Here is a 21,870-nt window from a genome sequence, read left to right on the forward strand (position 1 = left end):
TTATACAGAAAGGATGGTTAACGTGCCGATTCGATATCCGAACGGAAAGCCGTACGTCCCTTCGGCTCAGAATCAGCTAGCAAGTCAGAAGCAAAAAACATACAGCAATCGTGGTATGACATTAGAGGATGATATTAATCATAGTAATACGTATTATCTCTCAACAGGCAAAGCTGTTATACACAAAAAGCCTACGCCTGTTCAAATTGTTAACGTTGATTACCCCAAACGAAGCGCAGCCGTGATAAAGGAGGCCTACTTTAAGCAGGCATCTACAACTGATTATAATGGCGTATACAAAGGTAGATATGTGGATTTTGAAGCGAAGGAAACAAAAAACAAAACTGCTTTTCCATTAAGTAACTTTCATGAACATCAAATTGAACATATGAAACAAGTTCATGAGCACAACGGAATATGCTTTGTGCTTTTACGTTTTTCAATCACTGACGAAGTTTTCTTAATGGATGCCGCTATGCTCTTTTCCCACTGGGAAACAATGAAAAATGGTGGGAGAAAATCCATAAAAAAAGAAGAGATTGAAAAGCAGGGAACGCTTATTCCTTATACCTATCAACCGCGCATTGACTATATCAAAATTATTGATAAAATGTACTTCAGTTATTAAACAACTGGTTTTAATTCATAAAATGAAGGATTCATTCGAATCCTATTAACAGTACAGGCTTGAAAGGCAGGAATATTCATGAGTGAATATCAATCACGTCAAGAACGACGTAAATCAAATGACAAGAAAAAGAAGTCCCCGAAGAAAGCTGGGAAGAAAGGTATTTTCAAAAAAATCTTTCTAACCCTGGTTGTTTTGTTTTTAGTTGGTTTAGTTGCTGGGGGAATCACCTCAATTGCCTATATCAACAATGCACCAGAGCTAGATCCAGAAAAGCTTACGAATCCACAGTCCTCCATCATACTGGATAAAAAGGATGAAGAAGTTCAAACTCTCGCAGGAACCGATGCAAGAGAAGTTGCTAAAATTGATGAGATTCCGGATATTCTAAAAAATGCTTTTGTCTCTGTTGAAGACACTCGTTTCTATGACCATTTTGGAATTGATCCACGAAGAATTGGCGGAGCTGTTCTTGCAAATATTACGCAAGGGTTTGGCGCTGAGGGTGCTAGTACGATTACACAACAGGTCATCAAGAACTCTCTCTTAACATCCGAAAAATCATTAGAACGAAAAGTTCAAGAAGCTTATCTATCCATTAAGCTTGAACAAGAATATTCAAAAGATCAGATCTTAGAAATGTATTTAAATAAAATTTACTTCGGTAATGGTGCATGGGGAGTTGTTGATGCAGCCGAAACTTATTTTGGCAAAAACATTACTGAAGAAGACTTAACACCTGGCGAAGCAGCATTACTAGCAGGACTTCCGCAGCGCCCTACCTACTATAATCCATATGAATACGCTGATCAGGCCGAACAGCGTAGAAATGTTGTTCTTAGCTTGATGGAAAAACAGGGCGTTATTACAGCTGAGGAAGCTGACAAATATCAAGCAGAAAAAGTTAGTGACATGGTTGTTGCATTAACAGAAGATAAAGAAACTGATCAATATAAAGTCTTCATGGACCAGGTTGTGAAAGAACTTCGAGAACGTGATGATATTTCTGAAAAGGATATCTACTCAGGGGGACTTGAAATTTACACAACCCTTGATACGCGCGCTCAAGATATTACAACTGATGTGATTGCAAACTATCCTTATTCGAATGAAGATATGCGCTCCGGGCTAGTCCTGATGGATACTAAGACCGGTTCGATTAGAGCCATTGGTGAAACACGTAAAGATGAGAACGTAATTACTTACGCAACGACAGGAAAGTTTCAGCCAGGATCAACAGCTAAACCGATTGTTGCTTATGGTCCTGCAATTGATACCGAGCAGTGGTCAACTGGCCGCTCCATTAAAGATGAGCCTCTAAAAATAGGTGACGCTAATATTCGTAACTGGGACCGCGAGTATCGTGGTCAAGTATCAATGAGACGTGCTCTCGAGATGTCTTATAACGTTCCGGCTGTTAACACTTTCCTTGAGATTGGTGAAAAACCTGCTCAAGAGTTTGCTAACAAGCTTGGTATGGATTTGAAAGATGAAGATATGGTACCTACTGCTGCTATCGGAACATTTAGCACATCACCCCTTCAAATGACTGGTGCTTATGCTGCTTTCGGTAACGGTGGAACGTATAATGAGCCTCACACGGTACGAAAAGTGGTCTTTCCCGACGGAAGAGAGATTAACATCGAACCTGAACCAGTAAAGGCAATGAATGATTACACAGCCTACATGGTTAGTGATATGCTTAAATCCGTCGTAAACGAAGGAACTGGAACAGATGCTAAAATTTCCGGTCTACCTGTCGCTGGTAAAACGGGTACGACAAACCATCCTCAAGAAGTCGTGCAATCACAAGGATTCCCTACATCAGGTATTGTAAGAGATGCCTGGTTTGCTGGATATACTACGGAGTATTCCATGGCAGTATGGACAGGATTTAACGAACCAAATAAGCACTATTTAGATTCTAGCAAAGGCGAAGATGATACTTCCAAGCTCCTTTTCAAAGAAATTATGAGCCAAGTATCCGAAGGTATTAATACTGCCGACTTCCAGAAGCCCGACTCGGTCGTAGAGGTTGGCGTTGAGAAAAGCACTGGTCTATTGCCTAGTGACTACACACCAAAAGATCAGATCGTCTATGAGCTATTTGTAAAAGGTAGTACGCCAGAAAAGACTTCTGATAAGTACAAACAACCAGACGGCGTCAAAGGACTTTCTGGAAAGTATAATGCTGACTCCAATAGCATTTCACTATCATGGCAGCCTGGTGAAGATAAGAGCTTCACTTATAAAGTGGAAATGGCTGTAAATGGTGGGGGTTATCAAGGGGTTACCGAAACAGGAGATACTGGATTTACGTTAGAAAATGCCCAAAAAGGTAGCGAATATAAATTTAAAGTAACAGCCGTTTCAGACTCAGGAGTATCAACGAAGCCTGCTGAAACATCCGTATCAGTTCCTAAAGAAGAAGAAGAACAGGAACCTGAGGAGCCTTCAGAAGAAGATACAAACGAAGATAGTGAAACACCGCCGGACGAAGGTAATGATGAAAATAGCGATGCTGGAGACGGAAACAGTGGTAACAATCAGGGAGAAGAAGAACCTCCAGCTGACGACCAAAGTGGAAACACTGATGAAAGTGGTAACGGAGGCCAGGATCAAGGAAACGATGGTTCTGGAGAAAATTCTGGTAACGGGTCTGGGAACGGTTCTAGTGACGGTTCTGGATCTGGCAATGATTCTGGATCTGAAACTGATAATCCTGGTGACACAGGAAACACAGGTTCAAACGCTCCACCAGCCAGCACACCACCTAATGAAGATGAATAGCTTTAAAGCCCAATCTGCAATGCAGATTGGGCTTTATTTATACTTATTTGATTTAAAGACGAACTAGTTCTGTTTATTATTTCATTATAATACATAAGATCTATTTGCCTTTACGAGCTCGCTGATTCATTCTCTTCTGTCCTTCTCGGCATAGCTCAAGAAGTGGACAAATTTCACATTGCGGAGATTGAGCTTTACAATGGTACCTTCCAAAGAAAATAAAGCGATGGTGAGAAACGGACCACTCCTCTTCTGGAATTTTTCTCATGAGCGTCTTCTCAACTTCGAGAACGGAATCCTTCCATCTGCATATGCCGAGCCTCTTGCTCACTCTCTCAACGTGGGTATCCACGGCGATCGCCGGAACATCAAAAGCTACTGAAGCAATGACGTTAGCCGTTTTTCTTCCAACACCTGAGAGCTCCATTAGCTCTTCCCTCGATTCAGGAAGAGATCCGCCATATTGTTCAACAACCGTTCTGGCAAGCTTTTTTATATTTTTTGCTTTATTTCGAAATAAGCCGATCCTTCTTATATCGTTCTCGAGTTGTTCTATGGGTACTTGAAGAAAGTCTTCAGGACCGTTATATTTTTCAAATAAACTAGGAGTAACTTTGTTTACTAGCGCATCTGTACATTGAGCTGATAGTACAACTGCAATAGCAAGCTCAAATGGAGTAGAATGATTCAATTCACAATGGGCATCTGGAAACATCTCTCCCATCGTATCAAGCACTGTCCTTACCTTGGCTTTCGTTAGCAAAAGTTCTTCTTCCTTTCTTATGTCTAGTATAGGCTATAAGTTGTTCATAAACAAAAAGCGGAAGCAACACTTCCGCTTTACATATGACCTATCTTCCAAGCCAGTTATATATAGGAGCACTCTGACCTGAATCTTTCTTCACATCAGGCTTAGCAGGTGCTTTTTTATCATATTGGTGCTTTCTAAACTTCTCTCCGTAGGAACGTGCCTGCTCTAATGTCTTAATGCCGTTCCGCTTCCATTCAAAGAGTATGCGGTCAATGTAGCGAAAGTTTAGCTTTCCAGCAAGAACAGCTTCTTTTAACGCCCCTTTAATTAACTCAGCATCATGCTTATCCCCATCTATCCACATGGCAAGCGTCTCGCATTCAATGGGGGAAAGTGGCCTTGCAAATTCACGCTCAAACAATGTGTAAAGACTTTCTTCATTTTCATCGTTTTTCGCAGCAGCCTTCTCTGCTTCTTCTTGCTCGATCGCCTTAAAAATTCGCTCCCACAGCGGGATTAGCGAATAGACTTCAGAATAATAATTCTTCGATTCATTCTGGTGTTCCTCGATCGTTAAAACACCTTTTTGCATAAGCTGCTGTATTTTATCTAGACAAGCTTGTGGTGAATATGTCATTGCTTGGGCAAGTTCCTCCGGTGTTGGAAAAGAATTCCCCTGTTCAATAAAACTGTGTAATCTAATTAAAAAGAAGGCATCTTCTTCATGTAAACCAACGCTAACATAGTAATTGAGCAAGAGCCTTGGTACTGAAACATGACCTTCATTAATGATTTGAATGATGTGTTCCTTCTTCATCCCATCCACCTCTACCTTTCATTATAGCACGCCGGCATTTTGTGACGGGAGTAGAAAAATCTGGCTATGTACATTCACGTACATACCATTTTTTCCTCTCATCTTCTAATCTTATCCATCTTCACTTCGTGAAATGCTTTCACCTACGGCTTTTTTATCAGATAAAGACGCTTCTTTCACATTGAAAGAAGCGTCAGCTTTGTTAGTTTATCACGGATATAGTCTATTTAAAAGACGTGGGAACGGAATTGTTTCACGCACATGTTCCACACCAGATAACCATGCCACAGTGCGTTCTAGTCCAAGACCAAAACCTGAATGTGGAACAGAACCATAGCGGCGAAGTTCAAGATACCATTTATATGCATCGTCTGTAAGACCATGTTCTTCATATCGCTGCTCCATAAGTGCTAAATCATCAATTCTCTGACTACCTCCAATGATTTCACCATAACCTTCTGGAGCGATTAAATCAGCGCATAGAACGACTTCTTCACGCTCAGGATCAGGCTTCATATAGAACGCCTTAATGTCCTTAGGATAATTAGTAATGAACACTGGTTTCTCAAAGCTTTCAGCGATTGCAGTTTCATGAGGAGCACCAAAATCTTCGCCCCATTCAATATCTGTAAAGCCTTTATCTTTCAATAGCGTAATCGCATCATCATAAGAAATGCGAGGGAATGGCGCTTGAATCGCTTCTAGTTTCGAAACATCACGTTCCAGCGTTTTTAACTCAAGTTGACAATTATCTAATACAGATTTTACAAGGAAGCTAACATACTGCTCTTGAACTTCAAGACTTTCGTCATGATTCATAAATGCCATCTCAGGCTCAATCATCCAAAATTCGATTAAATGACGGCGCGTTTTTGATTTTTCAGCGCGGAATGTTGGACCAAAAGAAAAGACTCGTCCGAAAGCCATAGCTGCTGCTTCCATATAAAGTTGTCCACTTTGTGATAGATAAGCATCTTCTTCAAAATACTTTGTATGGAAAAGATCCGTTGTACCTTCTGCAGAGCTTCCTGTTAGAATAGGCGGATCAATTTTAACGAAATCATTTTCATTAAAGAATTGATAAGTTGCACGAATAATCTCATTTCGAATGCGAAGAATAGCGTTTTGACGTCTAGAGCGAATCCAAAGGTGACGATTATCCATTAAGAATTCTGTACCATGCTCTTTTGGCGTAATCGGATAATCCACAGCTTCATGAATTAATTCAATGTTAGTAACAGTTAATTCATATCCTGATTGTGAACGATCATCTTCACGGACAACTCCTGTTACCCATACTGAAGATTCTTGAGTTAAATTCTTAGCAGCTTCCCATGCTTCTTCTGTTACTTCCTTCTTAACCATAACGCCTTGAATGAATCCCGTTCCGTCGCGAAGTTGAAGAAACTGGATCTTTCCGCTTGAACGCTTATTATGTAACCAGGCTCCAATTGTAACGGTTTGTTCAACCTGTTTATTTACGTTAGAAATCGTTGTTTTCACTTCTTATTTCCCTCCAACTAATTAGAAAAAATTGGCGCACATTCTTTATACCATAAGAGAATAGCGCCATGAATTAATTTGTTTAAATAGATGAATCTATTGTTCGGTTCTTATTATACCGATTATTTGACCATACAACAACTTGCTTAAACTGTCTGTTTCGTTTTAACAAATCGTTCAATTCGATTTATGGCTTCAAGAATCACCTCAAGTGATGTTGCATATGAAAGCCTAACATTATCAGGAGAACCAAAGCCGGATCCAGGTACAAGCGCTACTTTCTCTTCTTCAAGAAGGCCTTTTACAAACGCATCAACAGAATCAAAGCCTGTCTTTTCTGCCGCTTCTTTAGCATTAGGGAAAAGATAGAATGCTCCTTGGGGCTTCACACATGTAAATCCAGGAATCGCATTTAATTGTTCATAAACGGTGTTTAATCTACCTTCAAATGCTTCTTTCATTTCACCAACAGGCTCCTGTGACCCTTCATATGCCGCTAGAGCTGCATATTGGGAAATGGAAGTTGGATTTGAAGTGGAATGACTTGCAAGGTTTGTCATTGCTTTAATGATCTCTTTTCTCCCTGCAGCATAGCCGATTCTCCAACCTGTCATGGAATGAGATTTGGATACTCCATTAATAATAATCGTTTGATCCTTCAATTCAGATGAAAGCTGTGCGATAGAAGTATGTTCTGCTCCATCATACACAAGCTTTTCATAAATCTCATCAGAAACAATGAGAATGTCATGCTCTAAACAGAATGCACCTATTTGCTTAAGCTCTTCAGGTGTATAGATCGATCCTGTTGGATTAGAAGGAGAATTAATGATCACAGCTTTTGTATTGGACGTTACTACTGCTTCAAGTTGAGAAATTGTCACTTTAAATGACTGTTCTTCTTTACCTTCTACATAAACGGGCTTGCCACCAGCAAGCTTAACTTGTTCAGGATAACTAACCCAGTAAGGTGTAGGAATAATAACCTCATCACCTTCATCTAGTATTACCTGGAACAATGTGTAGAGAGCATGCTTCGCTCCAGTACATACAATAATCTCATCAGCTTTGTACGTTATATTCTGATCTTCTTGGAATTTAGCGATAATGCTTTCTTTTAGAGGAAGAATGCCTCCAGAAGGAGTATATTTTGTTAACCCTTCATCCATTGCTTTCTTCGCTGCTTCAAGAATGTGAGATGGTGTATTAAAATCTGGTTCCCCTGCACCTAATGCGATTACGTCATGTCCTTCAGCCTTCAATGCTTTTGCTTTTGCAGTTATTTCAAGCGTAGCAGACGGTGTAAGAGCTGCTACACGTTTAGATAAATTCATTTCTCTTCCTCCCTTAATCACATTAACTTTGTTTTATTGAACGAGATCGCCAATATTCACCATTACTAAAATAATAATATGCAAATGTATAGCGGTTGTCTGTATCAATGAATGTGGCTTCCCATACAAGCACTTGCTTCTCTTCTTGATTGATTTCAATACCTGGTTTAATATTAATGACTTCTTGTGGAGAAAATTCTTCAGAAAGCTTCTTTTTGATGGCTTCTAACGTAACGCCGTCTTCTATTTTCTTTGTGACAAGCGCCCCATCCTTTCGTGGCACGAAAACATAAACCTGATCTCCATCTGCATCGCTACCTTTTAAGACAACATATGCGCTGTTTGTACCATGATATTGAACCGCTTCATCAACTTTTTCTATCACCGATTCCGATTCAGCTCTCTCAATCGCTTTTTCTTCTAGCCGATCAGGATGATCGGTTACGGAAGAATAAAATGAAATGCCTTGCCAGATCAAAACTGCTAAAATCACGCCTGCAATTATTCCTATTACTCGCATTCGCTCACCCTATTATGTACGATAGATTGTAAAAATCATCTGGTCCTGGTCTTCTTCATCAAGTGCAAGTCCAAACATTAAATCTTTTTCTTTTAAGGTGCGATTTAACGAATCAACAATTTTGTAAATATCGAGGGATTTACTAACCTTCACAGTCGACAATACTTCAATGTTGCTTTCCATTGCTGTCATCTCCCTATAGTATGTGTTTTAAGCTGCCAATCCTTTTATAGAGACGTTTTCTCACTCAGGGATAAATTTACTACTTATAGTTGCAAAAAGGTGTGACAAACTATAAGTACCGTCAAAGACGGTGCACTATATCTGCTCCACTTCCAACAGTGCCTGCGCCTTGCGCAGGCTATTTTAGTGGAACGATTTCATGCCATTCATTAATCCCTTATGGAGATATGAGACACTTTTTCTATAAGAAAATAGGACGGCTTCTTTTCTATTCCTATTTTTAAATAACTTACGGGATTTTGCAACAAATACTATGACGAATTTTCATCTAACTTCCTTAGTAGGAAGTGTGATAACGTCATAACGATCATGTTGCATCCTTAGGGTTACGCTTCCGATTCGGTATGGGTAATAGACATCAGTCCAGCTTTCACTTAACCGTTCTAGCACTGATTCACTTACATCAATGTTATTGTGACGAAAAATCACGGCCATTTGTGGATCGATGGCGTTCAATAATTCAGTTGAAGTTCCATTACCTGATCCGAAATTCGCAACTTTCAATACCTCTACTGCTCTCCCGGAAGACGCGATCTCTTCCTCTAGTTCGAGAGTCGTTTCTCCCATCAGTAGTAAATCCTGACTTCCTAAGGATAGCACAAATGTTACAGAACCCGCCTTAGATATGTTTATAATTTCAACATCAACGCCATCCATCAGTGTAAGCTTTTGATTTATCTTTAAGTTAGTCTTTTGAAGATGAGTTGGTATCTTTGTAAGGAATGCCTGTTCTGCTTGATCAGATAAAAATACTTCGTCTATATCAAAATATTTGAGCAATGCAGTGAAGTTTCCTGTATAAGCTTCCTCAGCATTCGTAAGCCAAACTTTTCTCAGCTCCTTCACCTGGTACATCTGTAATCGATTCATTAGCTCTTTTTCGGAAAGGCTACTTCCTGTATTAATCAGAATTGCCTCTCCATCTGACCCTTGTATCAAAACCGCTTCTCCAATTGATAGATCAAGAAAAGTTACGGCTACTTCGTGGTGCTTAAGGTGTAAGTCAACAGATTGGATAGCTGCGTCAGCACCCGGACAAGCCAAACTAAAAAAAAGGAAGCTCGCACTAAGTAAAAGTATTTTCTTCATCACAAACCCTCCTGTAGAATTAGTTTGTGATGAAGTGGAGCTTTATAACCAGAGATCTAATTCATTTACTAATTCTTCCGTTGTCCCTTTCATAAGAGGAACGTCAGGGAGTGACTTTACAAATGAACGACCGTATCTTGTAGAAATGATTCTGCGGTCAAATACAAACACAGCTCCTCGATCTCGCTGTGACCGTACAAGCCGACCAAAACCTTGTTTGAATCGAATGATGGCTTCTGGTAGGGAAAGTTCCATAAATGGATTTCCACCTGACTGCTTCAATTGCTCTGATCTAGCCTGAAAAACGGGATTATCTGGTGGTGAAAATGGAAGACGAACAATGATAAGGCAGCTTAAGTCTTCGCCTGGTATATCTACGCCCTCCCAGAAGCTGCTTGTACCAAACAGAATCGCTTCTTCACTTTCCTTGAAATTCTTCGTAAGTCTTACTCTACTTCCACTATCTACGCCCTGACTGATCAAAGTTAACTCGTCATGAACAATGAGCTCCTTCATACGGTGATGAGCTTTTTTGAGCATATCATAAGATGTAAAGAGAACGAGCATTCTTCCTCGAGTCACGCGGGCAATTCGAAGAATCGCTTCTGTAATATGGTCTACAAACTGATTGTCCGATACATCTTTAATCATTGGTAAATCAGTCGGAATCATTAGCCTTGCCTGTTCACTATAATCAAATGGAGAATGATATTGGTGAATAAGTGGCCCAAACTCCTCTAATCCAAGTCTGTTAATGATAAAATCAAACGAATTTCTGACAGTTAGCGTTGCCGAGGTAAGCAAAATACTTTTTTTCTTTCCAAAATAGTCGCTTGATAGTAATGAACCTACCTCAACAGGTCTACTAAACAAAAAGGCTGAATTTAATGAGCCCTTCGGATCAATCTCCACCCACTTCACATCATTTTCGCTTTCGTTTAGTAAGAGGTAATCTACTTTTGAAAGTTCCTCCAAAACAGAAGCATGAATTCCTTTAAAATCAGCTGAAGTGTTCAATTGCTCTCTTGTGAGTTCATCTTCTTTTAAATCAAGTTCTTTTTCTACCTTCTTTAAACCTTTATCCAAATCTTTCAAGTAGAACACTAATCGATGCGCTGCTTCTTGAATAGCTTCCCATGTAGGACCGTTCTCATCAGAAATACGATAGCTTAATCGGCCAATTTCATTCGAACGACGAGTGTTTTTCTGAACGTAACGATGAAGCATGCGAAAAAGCTCATCTACATCACCAAGAATCGTCTTCACATAAGCATCAATTTCCCTTTTGGTTTCATCTATTTCAATTTCAAGGTTTTTGAGGATACTAATTACCTTTCCGTAAATGCCATCACCATCTTTTAATCCCATCCGAACAAACCCTTGTAGAATAGAAAAGTAATCCGTTTTAATACCGAAGAATTCTGTAGCAATATCTTCTAGATGATGGGCCTCATCAATTACTGCCTGCTGATAAGCGGGTAATAATTGATGGTCGTTAATTAAATCACTAAATAGTAAAGCGTGATTGGTGATGATTAAATCAGCATTCATCGCAAAGCGCTTTCTTCGATGGTAAAAATCACGGGAGAACCACGGAGAACGGTGGTTTGCAGATACAGCGGCATCGCTTTTCACCTGTTGCCAAAAAAGCTTGCCTCCACTAGAGAGATTTAATTCCTCCACATCCCCATAGTCTGTTTCTAGCAACCATACGAGAATTTGAGCTTTCGTTAAAATCGTATCATAATTATCTTCTTCTACATGATGAAGCTGCTGTTCAAATCGCGTTAAATCCAAATAATGACTTCTGCCTTTAATAATCGTGGCTCTAAAAGGGAACGGCAAAATATCACGAAGAAACGGTAGGTCTCTTTGTAATAGCTGTTCTTGTAGTTGGATTGTATGCGTACTAACAACAACAGGCTTACCTGTATTTTTGGCATGAACAACCCCAGGTAATAAATACCCTAAAGATTTTCCTATACCCGTCCCAGCTTCAATCAAAATGTGCTGATTTGTTTCAAAAGCTTCTGAAACCTGCTTCATCATGTCACTTTGACCTTCTCGCACTTCAAAACCGGGGATAATCTTAGACATTTTTTCCTCAAATTCATTTTGGGCATCATGGAACGCGATACGCTTCTGAAGTGACTCAACTTCGTCTACTTGTTCTTGTAATTTAATCGCTATATCCCGAAACACTTCAAAATTGCCTTCAGGCTCAATCCGTCTCTGCTTATCTTGAATAAGCTCATGAAGGACTACTTCTATATCACTATAAAGCCGAGTTGAAAGCTCCTCGAGCTGCGTTAACGTTACGATCGGTAAATCATCCATCTTATCAAATAGATAAAGCAAAAGTTCCGCTGTTACCTCCGCATCACTGTCTGCTTGATGCGGATTATCATGCTGGATTTCTAAAAACTCTGCTAGTGAAGATAATTTATAGGCCTCTGCTGTAGGCAAGAGGATTCGTGCAAGTTCTACTGTATCGAGCGTTGGTCCAGTAAAAGCCTCATATCCACTTGAATCAAGTTGTGCATTCATGAAATTAAGGTCAAATCGAACATTGTGCGCAACAAAATAAGCACCGTCAAGACGTTTAAGAAGTTCAGGTGCGACTTCTTCAAATAGTGGCGCATCTATAAGATCATCATCCGTAATCCCTGTCAGCTGCTGAATAAATAACGGTAGTGGTTTTTCAGGATTAACAAACGAAGCATATCGGTCAACGATCGTGTCATCCTCTACAACAGCAAGTCCAATTTGAATAATGCGATCCCCGTTTTTGGGGGAATTTCCGGTTGTTTCAAAATCTATAATTGTATATCGATTCATACGTTTTCACCTCAGTTGCTTAAACCGTTCAAGCGGTCACCTTACTAACTTTATCATTTTTTCTATGGAACGGAAAATAATTTCTTATAACCTGAGATAAGAATCCACGAAAAATGCGATAGATTCGATTGTGAGGATAGGATTTGAAAGGAATAAAACTAGGTTGGCCCTTCAAAAAAAGCCCTGGACCAAAGTCCAGAGCGTAAGTATTTATAATATAGTCGCCTCAGGCTCTACCCCAATCATATCGATGATCGTATTGTGATCGTCCATAATCGCAACACGAGGCGTAAAGTTTCTGGCTTCTTCTTCACTCATCATGCCATAAGCGACAATGATGACGACATCGCCCTCCTGAACAAGACGAGCAGCAGCACCATTCAAACAAACTACACCTGACCCTCTTGCCCCAGGAATAATATACGTTTCCAACCTTGCACCATTATTATTATTAACGATTTGAACTTTCTCATTCGGTAGCATACCAACCGCTTCGATAATATCTTCATCTATTGTGATGCTTCCTACATAGTTCAAATTTGCTTCTGTCACACGTGCTCGATGAATTTTCCCCTTCATCATTGTTAGAAACATGCTCTACACTCCTATCGCTATTTCGCTTTTTAGCGCTACAATATTATCAATTAGCCTTGCAGCAGAGAATTGAACGGCAACCGCTATGATAACGTCTTCTGTTATCACATGTACCTTCTCTAATGCAGGGTAAGCTAACACTTCTACATAATCAATACTTCCAGAAGTTTCGCTTAAGTAAGTTGAAACGATGTCTTTAATTCGTTCCGGATTTATTTCGCCATCACTAAGTGCTTTTGAAGCAGCCCTTAAACTCCGTGAAAGTTGAATGGCTTCTTTCCGCTCAGTCGGTGTTAAATACACATTCCTTGAACTTTTGGCAAGCCCATCCTTCTCTCTAATGATAGGACAAGGGACAATCTCAACAGGTACATTAAAGTCATCGACAAGCCCTTTTATCACAGCTACTTGTTGAGCATCCTTCATACCAAAATAAGCTCGATCAGGTAGTGTAATTTGCAATAATTTCAAAACGACTGTAGCTACGCCATCAAAATGGCCAGGTCTAGATTCACCACATAATGTATTAACACGTTCTTGTACGGTTAGCTTTGTCGTACGCTCCTTCGGATACATTTCCGTTACATCAGGGTAGAATAAAACATCTACTCCTGCCTGACTAGCTAGTTCTTCATCTCTCTTTAGGTCTCGAGGATAGCGATCAAAGTCTTCATTCGGACCGAATTGAAGTGGATTCACAAACACACTCATGATAACGCAATCATTTTGCTTCACAGCTTCTCCCACAAGGCTTATATGCCCTTCATGAAGATAACCCATGGTTGGTACAAAACCAATCTTCTGACCTGATCTCATCGATTGTTTTGAGAATGATTGCATGTCGTTAATAGTCTTTATAATTTTCATAGCCTTGTTCCTCCATACATTCCTGAAAGCTGCTCCTCTTTCATATTAAATGAATGTTTTTGTTCGGGAAAATGACTTCCTTTTACATCAGAAACGTATTGTTCAACAGCTTTATGAATTAAGTTAGACACGTTAACATATTGCTTGACGAACTTAGGTACATGACCAGAACCATATCCGATCAAATCATGATAAACGAGTACCTGGCCATCAGCTTTGACTCCTGCTCCAATCCCTATTACTGGTATAGAAAGCTCGCTAGATACAATTTCAGTCAGCTGTTGCGGCACACATTCAAGTACTAGGGCAAATGCTCCAGCTTCTTCAACAGCTTTCGCTTCTTTTACTAATAATCCGGCACTTTCTGACTCTTTTGCCTGTACTTTATATCCCCCAAGAACACCTACTGATTGCGGAGTTAATCCTAAATGACCCATCACTGGCACTCCAGCTGAAGTTAACTTTTGAATATGATGGATAACTTCTCCACCACCTTCAAGTTTAACAGCGTGTGCTCCCGCTTCTTGAAGTAATCGACCAGCATGAGAAAGCGTTTCAGAAACGCTGCTATGATAAGTGAGAAACGGTAAATCTGTAACGATAAAAGTATTTGGGGCGCCTCGCTTAACTGCTTTTGTATGGAGGACCATATCATCCATCGTCACCGGAATAGTTGAGTCATAACCGAGCGCCACCATTCCAAGTGAATCACCGACTAATAACATATCAATATGAGCGTCTTCTACTAACTTAGCTGAGGGATAATCATATGCCGTAAGCATAGCAATTGGTTCGTGATTTGCTTTCATTTTTCTAAAATCACTCGTTGTTTTCATATCTTTTCCTCCTTTATTCAGAGGAATACCGCACAAAAAACTCCTGAAATGGAATTGCAGCAGACAGGGGTATCCCATCAGTCTATGACAACATAGACTAGCTGCAACGCTCCATCTTCAGGAGGTTACTGTATCGGTCTCATCCCTCTGTCCCAGTCCATATGGATCAAGGCAGATTTTTTTTTTGAAGTTACGATTGGTGCGGCTCCATCCGGATACCACCCTTACATCTGTTAGTATAGCAGAAATCATCAGCTATAGTTAACAAATTTCGATATCTGCTGAATAAATGTAATGCATCTTACCACTTTCATCTTCCAAAAGGAGTACCCCTTCTTCTGTTATTCCTTTCGCTAGGCCTTCAATCACACCATTCAGAGTTCTCGCCTTAATTCTTCGACCAAGACTGACGGCATAACTTTCCCAAAGTAGCTTGATCATTCTAAAACCGTTATTTAAGTACTCTTCATATAGCGTTTCAAGTTCGTTTAAGATAGCTGCTAATAACACTGAGCGCTTTATTTCTTTTCCTAATTCAATCCTAAGGGAGGTAGCTGTCGTTAAATCTTCTGGAAAATCTTCTTTAGTGGCATTGACGTTAATACCCATTCCAATAATAATTGATTTAATTTGATCAGCTTCTGCTTGTAGTTCAGTTAGGATTCCAACTACTTTTTTTCCATCTATAAGAATATCGTTTGGCCATTTAATTTCTGCTTCAAGCCCTGTTTGTTTACGGATGGCATGGACAACACTAACAGCTGCGATAAGAGTGAATTGAGGGGCCCTTTGAGGCGGTAATTTTGGACGAAGTATAATGCTTGTCCAAATACCACTCCCAGGTGGAGAATGCCACGAACGTCCAAGCCTTCCTTTTCCCGCTGTTTGCTCATCAGCAACAATGATCGTACCGTCTGCTGTCCCTTTATGCGCATAGTCATGCGCAATAAACTGGGTCGATTCTACAGTAGGATATGTGTAAATGGTTTTACCAAGAAAATCTGTTGTTAATTTTAAGCTGATTTCTTCTTTACTTAACATATCTGGTCTAGAAACAATTCGATAACCTTTTTTCTGAACAGCCTCAACCTCATATCCGTTTTTACGAAGTTCAGATACATGTTTCCAAATGGCTGTTCTAGATACATTAAGCGTCTCGCTGATCATTTGACCAGAAACATATGATTCTGCATGTTCTTCAAGCATTTGCAGCAGGCGCTGCCTTATTGAGTCTGCCACTGTTCAAGCCACCTTTTAATGCTGGATTTCTCATTCTTTATCCCTTCTGTTATAACAGCATGCTCAATTTGTTTAAGAGCTTCTCCAACCCATGGCCCGGGCTTTGTACCCTTCCATTTAATCAATTCTTCTCCAGTCACAACGAGCATTTCGGCTGATGTTATCACTAGTTCTGAAGCGATTCGATCCACTTTCAAAAGATTTGGAGCGCGCTTTTCAAAAACGGATATAAGCCGTTCGCTTGACCTTACTTCGGGTATAGCTTCGTATATGCGCCACCTGCTCCAGCCCTCTCTTTTAACAAGATCGACATTCCTTAATAGAAATTCGACCTTTTTAACGATCCGATTTGGTAAGCGCCATTCTTTAAGAAATCGAACGGGATCATCTGTAGTCCGCGCAAGAAAAGCCCATCTCTCTTCTTCCGTAGCCAGATAGTGCAAGTACCTTGTCTCTTCAAGCCATTTCTCTAAGTTTTGGAGTCCTGGTAAAATTTGATGCAAACGTGCTTGAACAAGCTGATTGATGGCTGAATGAACAGCCTTTCCGTACAACAATTTGCTTATCTCAATTTGAATTCTTTCAATCGCCACACGCTTAAGGAGAGGCGCGTTCAGTATTAACGCTTCTTCCGTTTCTTTATCCAACGAAAAGTCCAGGACACTTTGAAACCGAAGCGCTCTTACCATACGTAGAGCATCCTCTTGAAAACGCTCAGCGGGATCTCCTACAGTGCGTAAAAGACGACGCTTCAAATCATCTAAACCATCGTATAAATCAATCACATCCCCCTTTATTGAAAGAGCCATGCTATTGATAGTAAAATCTCGGCGCCCAAGGTCATCTTCAATCGTTCCAAGAAATGATACAGCTGATGGATGTCTAAAATCCCGGTAACCTTTTTCAGAGCGGAACGTTGTCACTTCAAAAGAAAACTCCTTATAGACGACCGTCACGGTGCCATGATCAATCCCGGTAGGTACAACTTTATCGAATAGCCTCATTACTTCTTCTGGTTTAGCAGATGAAGCAATATCAAAATCAGCAACAGGTATACCTAGTAAAGCGTCTCTCACAGCTCCTCCAACAATGTAGGCTTCAAATCCATCTTCAGTTAGGATGTGAAGCACTTCCATACATGTGTTGTAAGCCTTCCCTTTTAGGTCAATCAAGTCAATGCCTCTTGAAGTGTTTTATAATAAAGGGCTTCATATTGTTCTAGAATCCGTTGTGAAGCAAATCTCGTTTCAACAGCTTTTACAGCTGCCGTACTCATTCTCTCATGCAGAGCGTCGTCAGATAGCAACTGCTTTGCGTAAACAGAAATCGTATCTATATCACCGACTTCTGCAATAAAACCGTTCACATCATGTTCGATCACTTCTGGGATTCCCCCAATGTTCGTACCAATGGCTGGAACTCCACAAGCCATCGCTTCAAGTGCAACAAGCCCAAAGCTTTCTTTCGAAGAAAGCAATAATTTCAAATCACAAATGGAGAGAATTTCGGCCACATTTTCTTGTTTACCAAGAAATTTCACTTTATCCTTCAAACCAAGTTCATTAACGAGTTTACAGGCAACTTGAATTTCAGGACCGTCTCCTATGAGTAGCAGCTTTGCTGGCATGTCATTTTGAATACGATGGAACACCTTAATGACATCCGGTACCCGTTTCACTGCTCTAAAGTTTGAAATATGAACAATCACTTTCTCCTCTTCCGAAATACCATATGTTCTCCTTAAATCGGCAGGCGCTTTTGGATAATAAATCCTTTCATCAACAAAGTTATACACTGTATCGATCTCTTTATCTGTTTCAAGGAGCCGATGCGTTTGTTCAACGAGATCATCTGACACAGCTGTAACTCGATCAGATTTTTCAATCCCAAATCGAATCAATTGTGTTAAGGAAGGATCATAGCCAAGCACGGTAATATCCGTACCATGGAGCGTTGTCACAATTTTTATGTCTCCTCCCACCATTTCTTTAGCAAGAAAAGCACAGACCGCATGCGGAACAGCATAATGTACGTGAAGCAAATCAAGGTTTTCTCTTTGAATGACCTCTGCCATTTTACTTGCAAGGGTTAAATCATACGGAGGATAACGGAAAACCGCGTATTGATTTACTTCAACTTCATGAAAATAAATATTCGGGTGGAACGTATCCAAACGGAAAGGAACGCTACTCGTAATAAAATGGACTTCATGCCCTTTTTCAGCAAGCATTTTACCAAGCTCAGTTGCGATCACTCCAGAACCCCCGACAGTTGGATAACAGGTAATACCAATTTTAAGTGTCATATGCTTTCTCCTAACGGAAATTCTTCCAAACATAACAGATTCTTTGCGATAAACCCTTCCGCATAATCTACTCCAGATTCTTTGCCATATAAGTATTCACGATTGATTACTTTCTCAACGTAGCCATTCGTTAGTGGAGTTGAGACGCTTCCGTTACTTAGAACGAATTGACTTTCATAGGCTTCTAGAGACTGTTTCTTCGCTTCTATTTGATTTGAAATATTAATTGTAAACTGAGGGCGGTGAAATCCATTAATAAAATAATAATAGACCTGACTTACTTTATGAGCAGATCCTAATTCAGGATTGTATTTTCGGATTCCGGCTGAAAAAACCGCTTCTTCAACTAAGTGAGCAGCATGCCCATGATCAGGATGGCGGTCTTCTGGATATGGAACAAAAATAGCCTTAGGTTTTGTGCGGCGTATTACTTTAACAAGGGAAGAAATTTTATCATCAGAGATCGTCAAACCACGGTCAGGAAACTTCATATTTATCCTCGTTTTAACAGATAAAATTTCTGCGGCATTCCTTGCTTCATGGTGTCGTATAAACACGGTCCCGTTGGACGATAGCTCAGCCTCTGTTAAATCACAAATACCCGTCTGTTTACCTTCGTCAGCAAGTTTCTTTAATGTTCCAGCCATTCCGATCTCAACGTCATCAGCATGAGCTCCGAACGCAAGTATATCAAGTGTTATTTCTTCCATGTACAATTTCTCTCCAATCCAATTCTCCCCTAGCAAGGGCATGTACAAGAATCTCTGCACTGCCCATATTTGTTGCTAGCGGGATATCGTATACATCACAAAGCCTAATAAGAGCAGTTATATCAGGCTCATGAGGCTGTGCTGTGAGGGGATCTCGAAAGAAAATCACTGCATCCATATCGTTTTTTGCAATCATAGCGCCAATCTGTTGATCTCCACCAAGAGGTCCTGATTGGTACCGGTGCACGTCTAATCCCGTTTCATCAATAATTCGTTTACCAGTTGTACCAGTTGCAAAAAGTTCGTGTGGATCTAGAATCATTTTATACGCAAGAGTAAAACGAACAAGATCATCCTTTTTCTTATCGTGCGCGATTAAAGCGATTTTCATAAGGTCATCCCCTACTCCATAATATTTTCAAGCCCATAGACAAGCTGATCAATTTTCAAAACCGTTTCAACAGCTAATTGCACACCTGGCATAAAGGAAGCTCGATTCATTGAGTCATGACGTATTTTCAACGTTTGTCCTTCTCCACCAAATAAAACTTCCTGATGAGCAACAAGTCCTGGTAAGCGTACGCTATGAATTCTCATTCCTTCATAATCCGCACCACGTGCACCTTCTAAATCCTCACGCTCATCTTCATGTCCCTGTTTCTTTGCATTTCTTACTTCTGATATCATTTTCGCTGTTTTGACAGCAGTTCCAGATGGAGCATCAAGCTTACGATCATGGTGTTGCTCGATAATCTCAACGTCATCAAAATATTTAGCTGCCATAGAAGCAAATTTCATCATTAGAACTGCGCCGATAGCGAAGTTTGGGGCAATAATGGCTCCTAATTCTTTTTGTTCAGCTACTTTGGATAATTCTTCAACATCATCATTAGAAAAACCTGTTGTTCCAATGACAGGACGTACGCCATGATTAAAGGCAATCTCCATATGTTTTTTCCCATATTCAGGCGTTGTTAGATCAATTAATACATCACATTCTACTTCTGACAAGCACTTGTCAAGATCCGTATACACAGGAGCATCTAGCGACGGAAGTCCTTCAATATCCGCTACCGTTTGTCCTGTTTGTTTGCTGTCAATAACTGCAGCAAGAGTAAAATGACCTGTACGATCTACCAACTTCACTGCTTCGCTCCCCATGTTTCCTCTTGGTCCTGCGATTACGATTTTCACTTCTTGCATGCCTATTCACTCTCCTCTTCTATTCTCGTCCATCGATCTTTGTCTCTCGTGTTAAATTTAGTCATCACTTTTCCAAATGCTTCATCAAGATCTATATCTAACGAATTTGCAAAGCAGGTTAGTACAAAGAGGAGATCTCCCATTTCATTTTCAATGGTACGCTCTTCCTCTGTATTTTTTTTCGGTTTTTCACCATGGTAATGATTAATTTCACGTGCAAGCTCACCAAGTTCTTCGGTCATTCTTGCTAGCATCGCAAGGGGAGTAAAATACCCCTCTTTAAACTGACTTATGTATTGATCTACCTCTTTTTGCATCTCACTAATCGATCTATTAGCCATCTGTCAAACCACCTTTCACATCATTTCTTATGTTAGCTAAAAGATAGGCGTTTGACAAATGTTTCACAAGTTTTTTTCTTTATCAAATCTTCACCTCGTCAGATCTTTAACACCAAATTCGTAAAATCCAACAACCTATTCTTATCAAACCTAACGTGAGTATAACAGATTCAAATTGCTGTCTGCTCAGTATTTGATTATAATGAATTCTGTTGGCTCTACTGGAGGGATAGGAGTGGTTATTATGGAAGGCATACGTGGAAAAAATGTATTCTTCATCTTACTTGGGTCTGCAATCTTTGCATTTGGCCTTGTGCATTTCAATATGGAAAATAATTTAGCGGAAGGTGGCTTTACTGGCATTACCCTTTTGCTATACTTTCTATTTCAAATTGATCCCGCGATTAGTAATCTAGTTCTTAACATTCCATTATTTCTAATTGGATGGAAGTTGCTTGGACGAAAGGCATTTATTTATACGATTATTGGAACCGTTTCCTTATCTGTGTTTCTGTGGATTTTTCAGCGATATTCCGCTCTATCCATCCCACTTCAAGACGATTTAACTCTTGCAGCATTGTTTGCAGGAGTGTTTGTAGGGGTTGGTCTTGGCATTATCTTTCGTTATGGAGGAACAACCGGTGGGGTGGACATTATCGCGCAGCTCGGTTCTAAATACATTGGCTGGAGCATGGGTAGAACAATGTTTATTTTCGACTTTTGCGTTATAGCTTTATCACTTGTTTATTTAAACTATAAAGAAGCGATGTATACATTATTAGCGGTATTTGTAGCTGCTAGAGTCATTGATTTTATCCAACAAGGGGCATATTCTGCGAAAGCGACCATGATCATATCTGAGAATAATAAAGAAATTGCTGACAATATTATGAAGCAGATGGATCGGGGAGCGACCGTATTGAATGGAAAAGGCAGCTTTTCCGGTCTTCAAAAAGAAGTTCTTTATTGCGTTGTTGCTCGAAATGAAATTGTACGTTTAAAAAACATCATTCGACAGGTTGATCCACATGCTTTTGTAGCCGTTAACGACGTTCAAGATGTTTTAGGTGAAGGGTTCACCCTAGATGAAAACAAAAATCCTATCGACCAATAAAAAATCTCGCCCCCTTAAGGGTGATATGATCCCCTCATAGTAGACAGAAAAAAGAAAGCGCACTAAGCTGTCTATTATGGAGGGGATTTTTCTATGGGTAAAATTAATAAAACATATGATATTCAATTCAAGAAAAAAGCTGTAGATA

21 protein-coding genes are annotated in these 21,870 nt (G+C 40.0%); 3 read left to right on the forward strand and 18 right to left on the reverse strand.

Annotation, left to right across the window (positions count from 1 at the left end):
* The first annotated feature begins 22 nt into the window (after positions 1-22).
* Entirely contained in the window at positions 23-628 is a 606-nt protein-coding gene (gene recU / locus ABVF21_RS19780; RefSeq protein WP_303531026.1) for a Holliday junction resolvase RecU, read from the forward strand.
* Positions 629-706: 78 nt separating this feature from the next.
* On the forward strand, positions 707-3,418 hold the full coding sequence (locus ABVF21_RS19785; RefSeq protein ID WP_303531025.1) for a PBP1A family penicillin-binding protein: 2,712 nt from the start codon (positions 707-709) through the stop codon (positions 3,416-3,418).
* Between the two features lie 100 nt (positions 3,419-3,518).
* Here the strand turns inward: ABVF21_RS19785 and nth are convergent, their stop codons facing one another.
* The 18 genes from nth to ABVF21_RS19875 all read right to left on the reverse strand — a co-directional run bounded on the left by nth (position 3,519) and on the right by ABVF21_RS19875 (position 20,608).
* On the reverse strand, positions 3,519-4,181 hold the full coding sequence (gene nth, locus ABVF21_RS19790; protein ID WP_303531024.1) for an endonuclease III: 663 nt from the start codon (positions 4,179-4,181) through the stop codon (positions 3,519-3,521).
* 88 nt (positions 4,182-4,269) lie between these two features.
* On the reverse strand, positions 4,270-4,986 hold the full coding sequence (locus ABVF21_RS19795; protein WP_194221889.1) for a DnaD domain-containing protein: 717 nt from the start codon (positions 4,984-4,986) through the stop codon (positions 4,270-4,272).
* Between the two features lie 210 nt (positions 4,987-5,196).
* The gene (asnS, locus tag ABVF21_RS19800; protein WP_194221890.1) at positions 5,197-6,489 is read right to left on the reverse strand and encodes an asparagine--tRNA ligase; all 1,293 of its coding nucleotides are present in this window, start codon (positions 6,487-6,489) and stop codon (positions 5,197-5,199) included.
* 146 nt (positions 6,490-6,635) lie between these two features.
* Complete coding sequence (locus ABVF21_RS19805; protein WP_371018836.1) at positions 6,636-7,823, reverse strand: pyridoxal phosphate-dependent aminotransferase; 1,188 nt, start codon at positions 7,821-7,823, stop codon at positions 6,636-6,638.
* 22 nt (positions 7,824-7,845) lie between these two features.
* A complete protein-coding gene (locus ABVF21_RS19810) occupies positions 7,846-8,343 on the reverse strand; it encodes a DUF5590 domain-containing protein (protein WP_303531020.1) in 498 nt (165 codons plus the stop codon).
* Positions 8,344-8,355: 12 nt separating this feature from the next.
* Complete coding sequence (locus ABVF21_RS19815) at positions 8,356-8,526, reverse strand: YpmA family protein (RefSeq protein ID WP_098443938.1); 171 nt, start codon at positions 8,524-8,526, stop codon at positions 8,356-8,358.
* 324 nt (positions 8,527-8,850) lie between these two features.
* Positions 8,851-9,675 carry a ComEC/Rec2 family competence protein gene (locus ABVF21_RS19820; protein ID WP_303531018.1) on the reverse strand — a complete coding sequence of 275 codons (825 nt, stop codon included), beginning with the start codon at positions 9,673-9,675 and terminating at the stop codon, positions 8,851-8,853.
* A 42-nt stretch (positions 9,676-9,717) separates the two neighbouring features.
* Positions 9,718-12,513, reverse strand: coding sequence for an ATP-dependent DNA helicase DinG (gene dinG, locus ABVF21_RS19825; RefSeq protein ID WP_303531016.1), 2,796 nt, complete (start codon positions 12,511-12,513; stop codon positions 9,718-9,720).
* Positions 12,514-12,723: 210 nt separating this feature from the next.
* Positions 12,724-13,107, reverse strand: coding sequence for an aspartate 1-decarboxylase (gene panD, locus ABVF21_RS19830; RefSeq protein WP_303531015.1), 384 nt, complete (start codon positions 13,105-13,107; stop codon positions 12,724-12,726).
* Between the two features lie 3 nt (positions 13,108-13,110).
* Positions 13,111-13,974 (reverse strand): pantoate--beta-alanine ligase, encoded by an 864-nt coding sequence (gene panC / locus ABVF21_RS19835; protein WP_371018837.1) that lies wholly within the window; start codon positions 13,972-13,974, stop codon positions 13,111-13,113.
* Positions 13,971-14,810: a 3-methyl-2-oxobutanoate hydroxymethyltransferase gene (gene panB, locus ABVF21_RS19840; protein WP_303531013.1), complete on the reverse strand. Its 840-nt coding sequence runs from the start codon at positions 14,808-14,810 to the stop codon at positions 13,971-13,973. Before panB ends, panC begins: the two co-directional genes overlap by 4 nt.
* 261 nt (positions 14,811-15,071) lie before the next feature.
* Positions 15,072-16,049 carry a biotin--[acetyl-CoA-carboxylase] ligase gene (locus ABVF21_RS19845; RefSeq protein WP_283154068.1) on the reverse strand — a complete coding sequence of 326 codons (978 nt, stop codon included), beginning with the start codon at positions 16,047-16,049 and terminating at the stop codon, positions 15,072-15,074.
* The gene (locus ABVF21_RS19850) at positions 16,034-17,221 is read right to left on the reverse strand and encodes a CCA tRNA nucleotidyltransferase (RefSeq protein ID WP_371018838.1); all 1,188 of its coding nucleotides are present in this window, start codon (positions 17,219-17,221) and stop codon (positions 16,034-16,036) included. The genes ABVF21_RS19845 and ABVF21_RS19850 overlap by 16 nt, the downstream gene beginning before the upstream one ends.
* On the reverse strand, positions 17,218-18,354 hold the full coding sequence (gene bshA, locus ABVF21_RS19855) for an N-acetyl-alpha-D-glucosaminyl L-malate synthase BshA (RefSeq protein ID WP_371018839.1): 1,137 nt from the start codon (positions 18,352-18,354) through the stop codon (positions 17,218-17,220). Before bshA ends, ABVF21_RS19850 begins: the two co-directional genes overlap by 4 nt.
* Positions 18,351-19,064: a bacillithiol biosynthesis deacetylase BshB1 gene (bshB1, locus tag ABVF21_RS19860; RefSeq protein ID WP_371018840.1), complete on the reverse strand. Its 714-nt coding sequence runs from the start codon at positions 19,062-19,064 to the stop codon at positions 18,351-18,353. The genes bshA and bshB1 overlap by 4 nt, the downstream gene beginning before the upstream one ends.
* Positions 19,045-19,455, reverse strand: a complete 411-nt coding sequence (gene mgsA, locus ABVF21_RS19865) for a methylglyoxal synthase (RefSeq protein WP_303531008.1) — start codon at positions 19,453-19,455, stop codon at positions 19,045-19,047. Before mgsA ends, bshB1 begins: the two co-directional genes overlap by 20 nt.
* Before the next feature lie 11 nt (positions 19,456-19,466).
* The gene (gene dapB / locus ABVF21_RS19870; protein ID WP_303531005.1) at positions 19,467-20,267 is read right to left on the reverse strand and encodes a 4-hydroxy-tetrahydrodipicolinate reductase; all 801 of its coding nucleotides are present in this window, start codon (positions 20,265-20,267) and stop codon (positions 19,467-19,469) included.
* 2 nt (positions 20,268-20,269) lie between these two features.
* Positions 20,270-20,608, reverse strand: coding sequence for a nucleotide pyrophosphohydrolase (locus tag ABVF21_RS19875; RefSeq protein ID WP_194221903.1), 339 nt, complete (start codon positions 20,606-20,608; stop codon positions 20,270-20,272).
* A 244-nt stretch (positions 20,609-20,852) separates the two neighbouring features.
* On the opposite strand from ABVF21_RS19875, the gene ABVF21_RS19880 reads away from it, so the two are divergent.
* Entirely contained in the window at positions 20,853-21,722 is an 870-nt protein-coding gene (locus ABVF21_RS19880; protein ID WP_226613727.1) for a YitT family protein, read from the forward strand.
* The last annotated feature ends 148 nt before the right edge of the window (positions 21,723-21,870 follow it).

It is taken from the genome of Pseudalkalibacillus sp. JSM 102089, assembly GCF_041366475.1.
Lineage (GTDB): Bacteria > Bacillota > Bacilli > Bacillales > Guptibacillaceae > Guptibacillus > Guptibacillus hwajinpoensis_B.